This is a genomic window from Pseudomonas mendocina, from assembly GCF_900636545.1.
Lineage (GTDB): Bacteria > Pseudomonadota > Gammaproteobacteria > Pseudomonadales > Pseudomonadaceae > Aquipseudomonas > Aquipseudomonas mendocina.
Genome location: NZ_LR134290.1, coordinates 1,475,113 through 1,488,077, shown reverse-complemented (window position 1 = coordinate 1,488,077; position 12,965 = coordinate 1,475,113). Strand labels below are relative to the sequence as shown.

Annotated in this window: 11 protein-coding genes; all 11 read right to left on the bottom strand. The window is 66.3% G+C overall.

Annotated elements, in window-relative coordinates; translation table 11 throughout:
* Positions 1–142: 142 nt before the first annotated feature.
* The gene (locus EL191_RS06855) at positions 143–1,234 is read right to left on the bottom strand and encodes a hypothetical protein (RefSeq protein WP_041977560.1); all 1,092 of its coding nucleotides are present in this window, start codon (positions 1,232–1,234) and stop codon (positions 143–145) included.
* A gap of 5 nt (positions 1,235–1,239) precedes the next feature.
* On the bottom strand, positions 1,240–2,469 hold the full coding sequence (locus tag EL191_RS06850) for an MFS transporter (RefSeq protein ID WP_041977557.1): 1,230 nt from the start codon (positions 2,467–2,469) through the stop codon (positions 1,240–1,242).
* A gap of 13 nt (positions 2,470–2,482) precedes the next feature.
* Entirely contained in the window at positions 2,483–3,697 is a 1,215-nt protein-coding gene (locus EL191_RS06845; protein WP_041977554.1) for an acyl-CoA dehydrogenase family protein, read from the bottom strand.
* A 10-nt stretch (positions 3,698–3,707) separates the two neighbouring features.
* Positions 3,708–5,357 carry an AMP-binding protein gene (locus EL191_RS06840; protein ID WP_041977551.1) on the bottom strand — a complete coding sequence of 550 codons (1,650 nt, stop codon included), beginning with the start codon at positions 5,355–5,357 and terminating at the stop codon, positions 3,708–3,710.
* Complete coding sequence (locus EL191_RS06835; RefSeq protein ID WP_041977549.1) at positions 5,354–7,222, bottom strand: CoA transferase; 1,869 nt, start codon at positions 7,220–7,222, stop codon at positions 5,354–5,356. Before EL191_RS06835 ends, EL191_RS06840 begins: the two co-directional genes overlap by 4 nt.
* Positions 7,223–7,301: 79 nt before the next feature.
* Positions 7,302–7,574, bottom strand: a complete 273-nt coding sequence (locus EL191_RS06830) for a MoaD/ThiS family protein (protein ID WP_041977547.1) — start codon at positions 7,572–7,574, stop codon at positions 7,302–7,304.
* A 49-nt stretch (positions 7,575–7,623) separates the two neighbouring features.
* The gene (locus EL191_RS06825; protein WP_041977543.1) at positions 7,624–8,055 is read right to left on the bottom strand and encodes a Mov34/MPN/PAD-1 family protein; all 432 of its coding nucleotides are present in this window, start codon (positions 8,053–8,055) and stop codon (positions 7,624–7,626) included.
* Between the two features lie 38 nt (positions 8,056–8,093).
* The gene (moeB, locus tag EL191_RS06820; RefSeq protein WP_041977541.1) at positions 8,094–9,266 is read right to left on the bottom strand and encodes a molybdopterin-synthase adenylyltransferase MoeB; all 1,173 of its coding nucleotides are present in this window, start codon (positions 9,264–9,266) and stop codon (positions 8,094–8,096) included.
* Positions 9,267–9,482: 216 nt separating this feature from the next.
* On the bottom strand, positions 9,483–11,039 hold the full coding sequence (ahpF, locus tag EL191_RS06815) for an alkyl hydroperoxide reductase subunit F (protein WP_041977540.1): 1,557 nt from the start codon (positions 11,037–11,039) through the stop codon (positions 9,483–9,485).
* A gap of 153 nt (positions 11,040–11,192) precedes the next feature.
* Complete coding sequence (gene ahpC / locus EL191_RS06810; RefSeq protein ID WP_013714489.1) at positions 11,193–11,756, bottom strand: alkyl hydroperoxide reductase subunit C; 564 nt, start codon at positions 11,754–11,756, stop codon at positions 11,193–11,195.
* A 154-nt stretch (positions 11,757–11,910) separates the two neighbouring features.
* Positions 11,911–12,873, bottom strand: a complete 963-nt coding sequence (locus EL191_RS06805) for an NAD(P)H-quinone oxidoreductase (protein WP_041977537.1) — start codon at positions 12,871–12,873, stop codon at positions 11,911–11,913.
* Positions 12,874–12,965 lie beyond the last annotated feature (92 nt).

The following is a 12,965-nucleotide window of genomic DNA, read 5'->3' as shown; positions in this document are numbered from 1 at the left end:
AGCAGCCGAAGGCTGGCCCGAAGGACGAGCGAAGCGAGTAACGAACCCCGGCGCAGCAGGGCGGGGTCGCCTAGCTCGGATGGCACCTGGATACCCCCGGATGGACCGTTAAGCGAGCCGCCGTTAGCGACTGCCACCCCGCTCAGCAGTCGAGCGCGCCGGCCTGCCCGTCCAGCACCAGCAATGCAAGCAGCAGGAAGAAGCTGGAGCAACTCGACTCCACCAACCCTTCGCCTTCGCGGGTGCGGTAATGCATGCCGCCGAACAGCCCCGGCGACGCACCATCGAGCACGACGTAGCGGCTATCCAGCACCGCTGCCAGCAGACGTTCGGCCTGTGCACGCCAGGGCTGGGATTGCTCCGCCAGGCCGTCGAGGCCGAGCATGGCCAGGGCGGCGATCACCACGGCAGAAGGATCGACGCCCGCCTCGGGCTGATCCAGGCGGTTCGTCGGCAGGGCTTCCGGGCGCGTTTGCAGCCAGTATTCACAGGCCCGTCGTGCCTCGCTGAGGAATGGCTCGCCATAAACGCCGGCCGCCTGCACCAGGCCGAGCATCGCCCAGGCCTGGCCACGCGACCAGAGCCCTGCCTGCCCTTCCGCCAGCAACCGGCCCTCTGCGTAATGCGCGCCGCCACAGTAGGCGCCGTCGCCACTGCCACATGCAGCCAGGGAGCCCTGCACATGCTGGCCAGCCAGCTCGCTAACACTGCCCTGTGGGTGGTACGCCAGCAGACGCAGGGTCGGAGCCAGGGTGTCGATGGCGATGCGCCGGTCGCCGTCCGGCCCGCCCCCCATGTCACAGCCCAGGGGAATGCAGCCCAGGGTCTGACTGAAGGCCGGTGCCAACGCTGCGCCGGCCTGCTCCAGCAGTTGCCGGGATGCGGCATGCTCGAACCAGAGCGCCCCCGGCGCCAGGCCGTACCAGAAGATCATGCTGCGATTGAGCGTCGGCGCCTGCAGCTTGTCCGCCAGCCGCTGGCCGATCCGTATCGCCTTGTCGCGATCGGCGGCGGCGCCGCTGACCCGCGCCCGCAACCACCAGAGCCCGGCCCAGAAACCACCCAGCCAGGAGCCGCCGGATGACAGCGTCCAGCGATCCTCCAGGGCCGGCGAGTACAGCGGGAACGCTTCGCCACAAGCCTGCTCGATCGCCTCCAGGCGCAGCAGCAGCGCCTCGATGGCTCGACTGCGCTGGGCCTGGCTCAATGCGTTCGCCGTGAGTTGATTGGGCATGGCCTTCATTTCGCCCCGGCAGAATGGGACAGCACCTCGGCAACAGGGCCGGCAGAACGCCGCGACCACGCCAGCCACAGCGTCAACAGGCACCCCAGTGCCAGCACGCCGATCAACGCGACCCAGCCACCGCCGAAGCCCCAGATGCTGGCGGACAGCGCGCCGAACGCCGGCGGCCCGACGGCGAAACCGGCGAAGAATCCCACCGAGAGCATGCCGGCCGAGGTCGCCGGGGCACCGAAGACGCGGTCGCGCAGCAACATGCTCATGGCGATGGCGTTGGTGGCCACCGCCGTCAGGCCGATGCCGATCGTGCCGACCCAGATCATCCAGTGCCGTTCAGGCGTCGCCTGGGCGGTCACGCCGACGGCGCAGGCAGCCAGGGCCAGGAGGATCAGCAGCAGCCAGGATTCATCGCGCATGCGGCCGGCAACGGGGGTGAGCACCACGCGGGCGAGAATGCCCACCACGCCGAACGCCGCCACCAGACTGCCGGCCACCAGCGAGGACATGCCCTGGCCAGTGGCGAATACGCCGAGAAAGGTGATGTAGGCCGACAGTGCGACGCCAGCACACAACTGAATCGCCATCAGCAACGCCAACGCGCGGCTCGGCCGGGTCAAGCCGAAGCTGGCCGCCTTGCCCGTCGTCTTCGGTGCGATTCGTGGCGCCAGCAGCGCCAACAGCAGGCCCACCGGCACCAGCAGCAACAAGGCCGCGCGCCAGCCGAACTGCTGGGCGATACCAGGCAGCAGCAACCCGGCGAACAACGCCGCGACCTGCACCCCGGCCTGCTTCAGGCCCACCACGGCAGCCTTGCTCTGCGGCGGCACCCGTTCGGCGATCAACAGGTTGGTGGCCGGGTTGGCCAGCGCCTGGGCGATGCCGCACATCGCCACCGCCAGCACCACCCCGGCGAAACCGGGCGCCACGCCGATCAGGGCATAGGCCAGGGTCGCGACCAGAAACAGCAACAGCAGAGCGCGCCGGGCGCCGAGACGGCCAACCAGCGGCCCGGCCCATAGCGACAGCAGCGCGGCGAAACCGAACGCGCTCATGGTCAGGTAGCCAAGCCAGCCAGGCGCAACGCCCAGATCCGCGACCAGGAAGGGGCCGAGGGTGCCGATGGCGTAGAAAATCAGCATCGGCATTGCCATCGCGCCAGTCAGTACGGTACGCAGCAGGAAGGCATCCAGCGCGCTGTCGGCGGCCGGTGGGGAAATGTTGGGGGTCATGCGGTTCACCTCGTTATCGCTCTGCCGGGTTTCCAGGCAGCGACGGCCAGTCGAAATCCAGGCTGTCGACGTCCTGATAAGCGTCCAGCAGGCGGCGGCCAACCGCGCTGACCAGGGCATCGTCGGTGCCATCGAGAATGTGCGTGGCGCGTGCCGCGCGGTAGATGCCGGAGAGCGGCGTCAGGCTGCTCAGGCCCTCGGCGCCGTATACCTGGATCGCCGAGTCCACCGCCAGGCTGAGCGCCTGGGAGGCGGCGACCTTGGCCACGTTGACCTCGACGGCATTGGCCACACCGGCGTCGAACTTGCGCGCCGCATCGCGCAGCAGGCCTCGGGCGCTGGCGATGGCCTGGTAGGCCTCGAACACCCGCAGACGAACCAGTTGCTTGTCGCCCAGGCGGGCCTGCTGGCCACGCGGGCCACGGATGCGCGTGCACATCAGATCGAAACTGCGCTGCGCCAGGCCCAGCCAGTGCACCGCACGCAGCAGGCGCCCGAGTCCGAGGCGTTCCTGCATCAGTGTCAGGCCGGCGCCAGGCTGACCAAGCAAGTTGTGTCGGGGCACGCGCACGCCGTCGAAGACGATCTCGCACTGGCCCTGGAAGCGGCCGAGAATGTCCATCTCGCGGGCGATGGAAAAACCGGGCAGATTGGTGGGCACCAGGAACATCGACAACGCCCCGTCCACGCCGGCCCCTTCGGTGCGTGCCACCAGGGTGACGAAGCTGGCCCGGTCGGCACGGCAGATGAACCACTTGCGCCCGTCCAGGCGCCAGTGATCGCCCTGCGCCGTGGCGGTGGTGGCGATGGTCGCCGGGATCGAGCCGATGCTGTCCGGCTCGGACATGCCGTAAGCGGACACCCCCTCCCCGCTGAGCAACGGCGCGAGAAAGTCTGCACGCACCGGCTCAGCGGCGTGGCGCGTCAGCATGTGCGCGTCGAGGGCTAGTTCCGTGCCGAAGATCGCCCCACCGTACTCGGAGCGCCCTTCCTGCTCGGCCACCCTCAGGTACGACTCCAGGCTGCTCATGCGGCCCGGGTAGAACAGGCCCCAGAGCCCCTGCTCGCGCGCCTCGGCGCTCAATGCCTGCTGGCAGGCCCTGGCACTCTCGCGCGGGCCGGCCAGTTCGGCTTCACGGGGCAGGATGCGCTGGTCGACGAAGGCCCGCACCCGCTTCGCCAGTTCCTGGGCGTCCTGGTCGGGACGCGTCTGCAACGGCTGGTTCATGTTCGGCTCCTTAGCAGGCGATGCCTATGCCGCTTTCGAGGAAGGCGACTTCGGCCGCCAGCACCTTCTTGTCCACCTTGCCGGCCGGGCTCAGTGGCAGAGCGCGGTAGAAGCGCAGGTACTCGGGCAGCTTGTTCACTTCCAGCCCCTGCTGGCGCAGGTAGTCGGTCAGTTCGGCGAGGGAGAAGCGCGCCGCGCCCTCGCGCAGGGTCACGCAGATGCACACGCGCTGGCCGAGGTCCGGATCCGGCACCGGGACACAGGCGGCGCAGACCACATCGGGGTGGCCGGTGGCGAGCATCTCGATCTGTACCGGGCTGATGTTCTGCCCGCCACGGATGATGATGTCCTTCTTGCGGCCGGCCAGGATCAGGTAACCGTCACGGTCGATATAGCCGAGGTCACCGGTGCAGACCCAGCCTTCGGCGTCGCGGTAGCGTGCGTCCAGTTCCGGGGCGTTGACGTACTGCATCGGGCTCAGTGGCCCGCGCGCCTTGATCTCGCCGATCTCGCCCCGGGGCAGTTCGGCGCCCTGCTCGTCGACGATGCGGATTTCGCAGACGCTGGGGTTGGGCCGGCCGACGCTACGCAGCACCACCTCCAGCGGATCGTCCAGGGTGTTGTGGCAGTTCACCCCGTCGGCCGAGCCGTAGAGGCTGATGAAGCCACAGCCGAAGGCCTCGACGCAGCGCCGCACGCTGGCTTCGTCGATCAGCGAGCCGCCGCTGATCAGGCCGACCAGGCTGGATGTGTCCACCTCGGCCAGCAACGGATCGGCGGCGATGCGCTGGAGCATGGTGGGCACGCCGAGGACATGGGTAGGGCGCAGGGTCTCGATGGCGCGGATCGCCGTCGGCACGTCGAACTTCGGCAGAACGACGATGGATCCCCCCAGCCAGGACAGGCTGCCGAAGGTGGCGGTGGAGCCGAACGAAGATCCCAGCGGCACCAGGTACATGCCGCGAAAGCTCTCACCATCCTCGTGCAGACGCTGGAGGAAACGGCCCCGGCCGCCGACCAGCGCATTGTGCGAGTAGGCCACCAGTTTTGGCTCCGACTCGGTGCCGGACGACACCAGCAGGCGCACCGGCGAGTTCGGGCAGACCTCGGGCAGCGCCTCGCGCCCCAGCGGCTCGGCGTCCAGCAGATGATCCAGAACCGACCAGCCCTGGCGTGCCTGCCCCTCGACGATGAGGATACGCAGCGACAACAGGGTCGGACGCAGGGATTCGATCAGCTCGCACAGGTCGATACCGGCGAACTCGTCCGGCACCACCACCGCGCGGGCAGCGCAACGGCGCAGCAGGGATTCGATGTCCAGCCGTCCACGCCCCGGCGGAAATGGCGCCACCACCGCGCCGAGCGCAGCCGCGGCCAGGTCGATGGCGCAGCAGCGCCAACTGTTGGTGAGCTGGTAGGCGACCACGTCGCCGGGCACGATGCCCTGCGCGCGCAAGCCGGCGGCCAGGCGCAGGGAGCGCTCGAGCAACTCGCCGTAGCTGATGTTCGCCTCCGGCGACAGCACGGCGAGCTTCTCGGGGTGACGCTCGGCGTGCTGGCGGAACAGCTGGAACACCGACTTGTTCGGGTAGGTTCCATTGCGCACCCACTCGTTGCGAACGTCCATGGGAACCAGATCGATGATGCCTGTGTTGTTCATGTGAAACTCCAGGGAGACTTGACCAGGGTGTAGTCTTCGGTGTGCAGGCACGGCGCTATCCGCTCGTCCTGGTGAAGCGTCGACAGGTCCTCCGCCACGCTGGCAGCGGCCAGGCCGAACGCCTGCAACAGTTCTTGCCAGGCATGGGCATCGCGCGTTGCCAGGCAGCGGACGATCTGCTCGTCGCGCAGCGCCGGCTCGATGTCCAGCGGGTAATCCAGGGCCTGACGCAGGCACTCCACGTCGTCGCTGTTGCGGCATTCGATGGCCAGCAGCCCGGCCGCGGTGGGATAGACCCCGGCGACCTGCGGCTCGGCCGGCGCCTTGCCGTCGCGCAATGCCCGCAAGGGCTCGCTGCACAGCAGAGTCGCGGCGCCGAGCAGCGAGCTGTCGACCCGCCCTGCCTCGCCCTTCAGCCCACGCTTGAGCAGGGCCGCGCTGATGCCCTGGGTGGCGACCACCCCACCCAGCACGTCCAGCACGGTGAACAGCGATCCACCGGCACTGGCCGAGCGGCGGGCGATCTGGCTGGCAACGCCGGAATAGGCCTGCACCATGAAGTCGGTGCCGGGGATGCGCTGCAGGTGCGGTTGCTCGCCCCAGCCGCCGGCATAGGCGTAGATCAGCGCCCGGTTGGCCCGGGCGAGGTCGGCATGCTCCAGGCCCAGTTCGGCAGCCTTGCCCGGCGCCCAGTTGTGCAGGAAGACATCGGCCTGGCTGGCCAGCTCCAGCAGTTCGGCGCGGCCACGGGCCGACTTGATGTCCAGTTCGCAGACCGACTTGTGGCGGTTCAACGCATCGAAGCGCACCGAGCAGCCGTCCACCAGAGGCGGCATACCGCGCAGCGGGTCGCCACCAGGCAGTTCGATACGGATCACCTCGGCGCCGAGCAGCGCCAGCAGATGGCCGGCCAGCGGGCCCTGGATGCGCCGGCACGACTCGATCACCCGCAGGCCGCTCAGCGGCAGGTCGCCGCGCTCGCGCACAGGGTTCGGCGACAAGCCGCTGCTGCCGCTGGTGAAGCGCCAGGGCCCCTGCTCCAGCAGCAGTGGCAGATCCTCGTCCGCCAACCGCTGGTGCAGGCTGCGCAGCGGGCAGATGGACAGCCCGGCTGCGGCGCAGCGCTGGGCGATCACCGCATAGGGCAGTTGCGACAAGGCCTCCATCAACTGCACCGGCATCGGCGAGACCGCCTTGGCGTAGCGCAGCAGGAAAGCGCCCCAACCCTTGCCGGCCAGTTCGCCGGGGATGCCCAGGTCGCCCCAGAAGCGCCGCCAGGGTTCGGCGTCCAGGGTTTCCAGCTCGAACACCACGCCATCGGCAGAGGTGAATGGCGGGCGCTCACGCGACGAGGTACAGCCGGGCAGCAGGCGCTCGGCCCCTTCCGGCGCGGTGGCGCCGGCCAGGTATTGACCGATGGCCAGCGTCGCGGCGCCGGCCAGGGAGACGTTGACTTGGCTGTGACTGCGGCCATGCAGTTGCCCGATGGCAGCGGCGAACGCACCTTGCAGGGCCAGGCTGGCAGCCAGGGTGGAGACGTAGTCCACTCCCAGCGGCCGCGCCCCGCCGCTGGCACGCCCATGCACGGCCAGCAGCCCGGAAGCGGCCTGCACGGTCAGTTCGCCAGCACCAATCGAGCGGCCATCGGCCCAACCGCACAGGCGCCCACCGATGGGCGCGAGCCCCGGCACCACGAAGCGCAGGTCGAGCCCATCGGCACAGGCACCAGGCTGGTTCATCACCTCGATGCCCAGGGCACCGGCCTGGTAACACAGGGCCGACGCCACGGGCGCAAAGGCTGCCGGGGTATGGACGAAAGCGCCGGAAAGCGTGCATCCGGCCAGGGGAAAGGTCATAGGGTTCATGCCGAATCGATCCAGAGGAACCCGCGTGCCAGCGGGGAAGCTCGGCGGCACGCGGGCAAGAGTGCGCGGTGGGTGCCGCTCAACCGCCTGCCACGGCCGGCAGGATCGTCACGTTGTCGCCATCCTTCAGCGCCGTGCTCAGGTTGTCGGCGAAGCGGATGTCGTTGTCGTTCACGTAGACGTTGACGAAGCGGTGCATCTCGGCGCCGTCGAGCAGCCGTTCGCGGATACCGGGGTACTGGCTTTCCATGCGCTCGATGAGTTCACGCACCGTGGCGCCTTCGATGTCGATGCGCTTCTGGTTCTGGGTCAGCGGACGCAGCAGAGTGGGGATAGAAACGGAAATGGGCATGCCTGACTCCTTGGGGCCTGTAGGCGAAACGATGGAATGAGAGAGTGGGTCAACCCGCCAGGGCGCTGGGGTACTGCGCCACGGCCTGGATGGTTTCCTCGGTGACCTTGCCGTCGATGATGCGGAAGCTGCGCAGCGCAGCGCCGGCATTCTCGGCGGTGCAGAGAATCACGTAGTGCGCCTGCGGCTCGCCGGCCAGGCGGATATCGTCGCGGCTGGGGTAGCCACTGGAATGGGTGTGCGAGTGATAGATCACGCAGGGCTCCTCGCCCAGCGCCTCCATCTCGCGCCAGACCCGCAATTGTTCCTGCGGGTCGAACTGGAAGAACGTCTCCGACTGCGCGATGTTGCGCATCGCGATCAGCCGGGTCGGCCGCTTCGAGCCGATCGGCCCGGCGATCACGCCACAGGTCTCGATCGGATGATCCCTGCGCGCCTGGTCGAGCATGGCGTCGAGAAGCTCGGAAAGAATGATCAGCATGATGCTCTTACTCCCGTGGTCGGGTGGTCTCGGCAGGCTCAGTAACCGGGCAGCGTGGTATCCACGTCGCGAACCCAGGCGAGAATCCCTCCCTCCAGGTTGCGCACGTCGCTGAAGCCCAGGCGCTGCAGTTCCAGCAGCACCGCCTTCGAGCGCAAGCCACTCTTGCAATGCAGGATCAGCGTGCTGTCCTTGGCGAAGTGCGCCTCGATCTCCGTGGCGACCGTGGGACTCTTGGGCATGTGCTGGGCGCCGTCGATATGCACGATGTCCCACTCGGTGCGCTCGCGCACATCGATCAGATGGTGCGCAACGCCACGCTCGCGCAGCGCCTTCAACTCGACGGCGCTGATGGCGGGAATGTCCGACTCCTGCATGCCGTGGGGCCGGTTCAGGCCACAGAAGGCCTGGTAGTCGCTCAGGCCGGTGATCGGCTTGCGATCGCGCGCGCGGCGCAGGGGAATCTGCCGGTAGGTCATGTCCAGGGCGTCGTAGACCATCAGCCGGCCGAGCAGCGATTCGCCGATGCCGGTGATCAACTTCACCGCCTCGGTGGCCATGATCGAACCGATGGAGGCACAGAGAATCCCCAGCACCCCACCCTCGGCGCAGGACGGCGCCAGCTCCGGTGGCGGCGGCTCGGGGTAGAGGTCGCGGTAGTTGAGGCCGACGCCGCCGGGGGCATCCTCCCAGAACACCGAGGCCTGCCCCTCGAAACGAAAGATCGAGCCCCAGACGTAGGGCTTGCCGGCCAGCACGCAGGCATCGTTGACCAGGTAGCGGGTGGCGAAGTTGTCGGTACCGTCGAGGATCAGGTCGTATTGCGCGAAGAGCTGCACAGCCATTTCCGGCTCGAGGCGCTCGTTGTGCAGCTCCAGCTTCACGTGAGGGTTCAGCTCGCGTATCGCCGCAGCGGCACTCTCGACCTTCGACAGCCCGACGGTGGAGACCTTGTGGATCACCTGACGCTGCAGGTTGGATTCGTCGACCACGTCGAAGTCGATGAGCCCCAGCGTGCCGACCCCGGCCGCAGCCAGATAGAGCAGCGCCGGCGAGCCCAGGCCACCGGCGCCGATCACCAGCACCCTGGCGCTCTTGAGGCGACGCTGGCCGTCCACGCCCACGTCCGGAATCAGCAGATGCCGGCTGTAGCGAACGACCTCCTGCCTGCTCAACGCCTCCACGGGCTCAACCAAAGGAAGAAGCTTCATCATCGAATTCCTGACCGGTGAAATGAGAACAAGTCTCGAATGAGTCCTGAACTCAATCAATCGGGGGTCATGGGCAATTCGTATGTGATCGAAGCCTATTCATATGCATGGCGGAGCCTGCCTTTTCCAGGCAGTCGCAAAGGCAGCAGCATGGCCTCGTCGTAAACGAAAAAGGCCATCGCGGATGGATGGCCTTTTCGTGTCTGCGATGCCCGATCAGCTATGGCGGATCAGGTGGTCGAAGGCGGACAGCGAAGCCTTCGAGCCCTCGCCCATGGCGATGACGATCTGCTTGTACGGCACGGTGGTCACGTCACCGGCGGCGAACACACCGGGGATGTTGGTAGCGCCCTTGGCATCGATGACGATCTCACCGAAGCGGCTCAGCTCGACGGTGCCCTTGAGCCAGTCGCTGTTGGGCAGCAGACCGATCTGCACGAAGATGCCTTCCAGCTCGACGGTATGCAGTTCCTCGGTGGTGCGGTCCTTGTACACCAGACCGGTGACCTTCTGTCCGTCGCCCTTGACCTCGGTGGTCTGTGCGCTCTTGATCACGGTAACGTTCGACAAGCTGTAGAGTTTCTTCTGCAGTACGGCGTCGGCACGCAGGGTGTCGGCGAATTCCAGCAGGGTCACGTGGGCGACGATGCCGGCCAGGTCGATGGCTGCTTCGACACCGGAGTTACCGCCGCCGATCACCGCCACGCGCTTGCCCTTGAACAGCGGGCCGTCACAGTGCGGGCAGAAACACACGCCCTTGGCCTTGTACTCCTGCTCGCCGGGCACGCCCATTTCACGCCAGCGCGCACCGGTAGAGAGGATCACGGTCTTGGCCTTGAGCGAAGCGCCGTTCTCGAACTTCACTTCGTGCAGGCCGCCTTCGCTGCTGGCCGGCACCAGAGCCGACGCACGTTGCAGGTTCATGATGTCGACTTCGTATTCCTTGACGTGCTCTTCCAGGGCACGCACCAGTTTCGGACCTTCGGTCTCCTTCACCGAGATGAAGTTCTCGATGGCCATGGTGTCCAGCACCTGACCACCGAAGCGCTCGGCAGCGATAGCGGTACGGATGCCCTTGCGCGCAGCGTAGATGGCCGCTGCGGCGCCGGCCGGGCCACCACCGACCACCAGCACGTCGAAGGCCTCCTTGGCGCTCATCTTCTCGGCATCGCGGTTGGCGGCGCCGGTGTCGATCTTGGCGAGGATTTCCTTCACGTCCATACGCCCGGAAGCGAAGACCTCACCATTCAGGTAGACGCTCGGCACGGCCATGACCTGGCGACGCTCGACTTCTTCCTGGAACAGCGCACCGTCGATGGAGACGTTGCGGATATTGGGGTTGAGCACGGCCATCAGGTTCAGCGCCTGAACCACGTCCGGGCAGTTCTGGCAGGACAGCGAGAAGTAGGTCTCGAACTCGAACTTGCCTTCGATGCTCTTGATCTGCGCGATGGTGTCTGCATCCAGCTTGGACGGATGGCCGCCCACCTGCAGCAGTGCCAGCACCAGCGAGGTGAATTCGTGGCCCATGGGAATACCGGCGAAGGCAACGCCGGTGTCTTCGCCCGGCCGATTCAGGGCGAAGGACGGACGGCGGGCATCGTTGCCGTCGGTCTTCAGAGTGATCTTGTCGGTCAGGCCGACGATGTCTTGCAGCAGCCCGAGCAGTTCCTGGGATTTTTCGCCGTCATCGAGGGACGCGACGATCTCGAACGGCTGGGTGACCTTTTCCAGGTAGGCCTTCAACTGGGCTTTAAGATTGGCGTCCAACATGGCGGAAATTCCTCAAATACGAAAATTCGGGCAATAAAATGCCCGGACGGATCGCGCCCGGGCATCGGGCACCACAAGGGCCGGTTACTGGCCCAAACAGCGCAGAGTTGGTCCTTTCCGACCTGAGACAGGCCGGAAAGGAAGTCGGCAAATTTAGATCTTGCCAACCAGGTCCAGCGAAGGAGCCAGAGTCTTCTCGCCTTCCTTCCACTTGGCCGGGCAAACCTGACCCGGGTTGGCAGCGGTGTACTGAGCAGCCTTCAGCTTGCGCAGGGTCTCGGAAACGTCACGAGCGATCTCGTTGGAGTGGATTTCCAGAGTCTTGATCTGACCTTCCGGGTTGATGATGAAGGTGCCGCGCAGAGCCAGGCCTTCTTCCGGGATGTGCACGCCGAAAGCGTTGGTCAGCTGGTGGGTCGGGTCACCGATCAGCGGGAACTGAGCCTTGCCAACGGCCGGCGAAGTTTCGTGCCAGACCTTGTGCGAGAAGTGAGTGTCGGTGGTCACGATGTAGACCTCGGCACCAGCCTTCTGGAACTCGGCGTAGTTGTTGGCAGCGTCTTCGATTTCGGTCGGGCAGTTGAAGGTGAAGGCAGCCGGCATGAAGATCAGCACGGACCACTTGCCCTGCAGGCTCTGCTCGGTGACTTCGATGAACTCACCGTTGTGGAAAGCATTGACCTTGAACGGCTGAACTTGAGTATTGATGAGGGACATCTCTGACTCCTTCTGAGGTTTCTGTGAGGGTTGAAATCTACGGTCGCTATATTAGCCACCTAACGGAAAAAAGCTTATTGATTACGGGCATGATATCGATTGAATGCACCAATCGATGGCTCAGCCCGCGCCACATGCGGGCTGCAGCCGTGGTTCAGACCAGGCCGGGATCAATCAGCAACGCGAGTTTACCCGCGACTTGGTTACCAGCGAGCGTCTCGAACGCCGCCTCATGGTCTTCGAACGCAAAACTGCGCTCCAGTTGCGGCTTTAACCGTCCTTCACCAAACAGCGGCCAAACCTGCTGCTGCAGGTCGTGCAGAAGATCGGCCTTGAACTGATCGTCGCGGTTGCGCAGGGTCGAACCGGTCAACTGGATGCGCTTGCCCAGTACCTGGGCCAGGTCCAGCGTGGCCTCGCGGCCGCCCATCAGGCCGATGTTGATCCAGCGACCGTCACGCGCCAGCAGCTCCAGATTCAGCGCCGCGTACTGTCCGCCGACCGGATCGAGAATCACGTCGAACGGCCCGAAATCGCGCAAGGCTTGCAGATCTTCACCACGCAGGGCGCCTCCCTGCGCACCAAGTGCTTCGCAGTAGGCCAATCGCTCGGCAGAGCCGACGCTGACCCAGCACGGACTGCCGAATGCCTTGCACAGCTGGATGGCAGCCGAACCGACGCCACTGGCGCCAGCATGCAGCAGGACTTTTTCCCCGGGGCGCAGAGCGCCGAGCTGGAACAGATTGAGCCAGGCCGTGGCGTACACCTCCGGTACCACAGCAGCCTCAACCAGAGTCAAACCCTCAGGCACCGGCATGGCGTGACGTGCATCGAGCACCACTTCCTCGGCCATACCACCACCAGCGAGCAGGCAGCAGACGCGATCGCCCACCTGCCAGGCGCTGCCGGCACCCACTTCGACAATCACCCCGGAGCACTCCAGGCCCAGCGCCTCGCTGGCACCCGGTGGCGGCGGATAGAGCCCGGCACGCTGCAACAGATCGGCCCGGTTAAGCCCAGCGGCCGCCACCTTCACGCGGATCTGCCCTGCGTCACAGGTTTGCGCCGGTTGCTCCACCCACTCTGCACGCCCTTCGACGCCTTGCAATGCCTTCATGCTGCCTCCATAGTGCAAGTGAACCGAGCCCAGCGCTGACCGCTGGGCTTTTGCCTAGCGCCAACGGAACCTGGCGCCCTCAAATACGGCCT

What these genes read in the sequence shown, in the direction of transcription:
- EL191_RS06855 (WP_041977560.1), bottom strand. Translation starts at nt 1,234, where the DNA reads ATGCCCAATCAACTCACGGCGAACGCATTGAGCCAGGCCCAGCGCAGT.
- EL191_RS06850 (WP_041977557.1), bottom strand. Translation starts at nt 2,469, where the DNA reads ATGACCCCCAACATTTCCCCACCGGCCGCCGACAGCGCGCTGGATGCC.
- EL191_RS06845 (WP_041977554.1), bottom strand. Translation starts at nt 3,697, where the DNA reads ATGAACCAGCCGTTGCAGACGCGTCCCGACCAGGACGCCCAGGAACTG.
- EL191_RS06840 (WP_041977551.1), bottom strand. Translation starts at nt 5,357, where the DNA reads ATGAACAACACAGGCATCATCGATCTGGTTCCCATGGACGTTCGCAAC.
- EL191_RS06835 (WP_041977549.1), bottom strand. Translation starts at nt 7,222, where the DNA reads ATGAACCCTATGACCTTTCCCCTGGCCGGATGCACGCTTTCCGGCGCT.
- EL191_RS06830 (WP_041977547.1), bottom strand. Translation starts at nt 7,574, where the DNA reads ATGCCCATTTCCGTTTCTATCCCCACTCTGCTGCGTCCGCTGACCCAG.
- EL191_RS06825 (WP_041977543.1), bottom strand. Translation starts at nt 8,055, where the DNA reads ATGCTGATCATTCTTTCCGAGCTTCTCGACGCCATGCTCGACCAGGCG.
- moeB (WP_041977541.1), bottom strand. Translation starts at nt 9,266, where the DNA reads ATGAAGCTTCTTCCTTTGGTTGAGCCCGTGGAGGCGTTGAGCAGGCAG.
- ahpF (WP_041977540.1), bottom strand. Translation starts at nt 11,039, where the DNA reads ATGTTGGACGCCAATCTTAAAGCCCAGTTGAAGGCCTACCTGGAAAAG.
- ahpC (WP_013714489.1), bottom strand. Translation starts at nt 11,756, where the DNA reads ATGTCCCTCATCAATACTCAAGTTCAGCCGTTCAAGGTCAATGCTTTC.
- EL191_RS06805 (WP_041977537.1), bottom strand. Translation starts at nt 12,873, where the DNA reads ATGAAGGCATTGCAAGGCGTCGAAGGGCGTGCAGAGTGGGTGGAGCAA.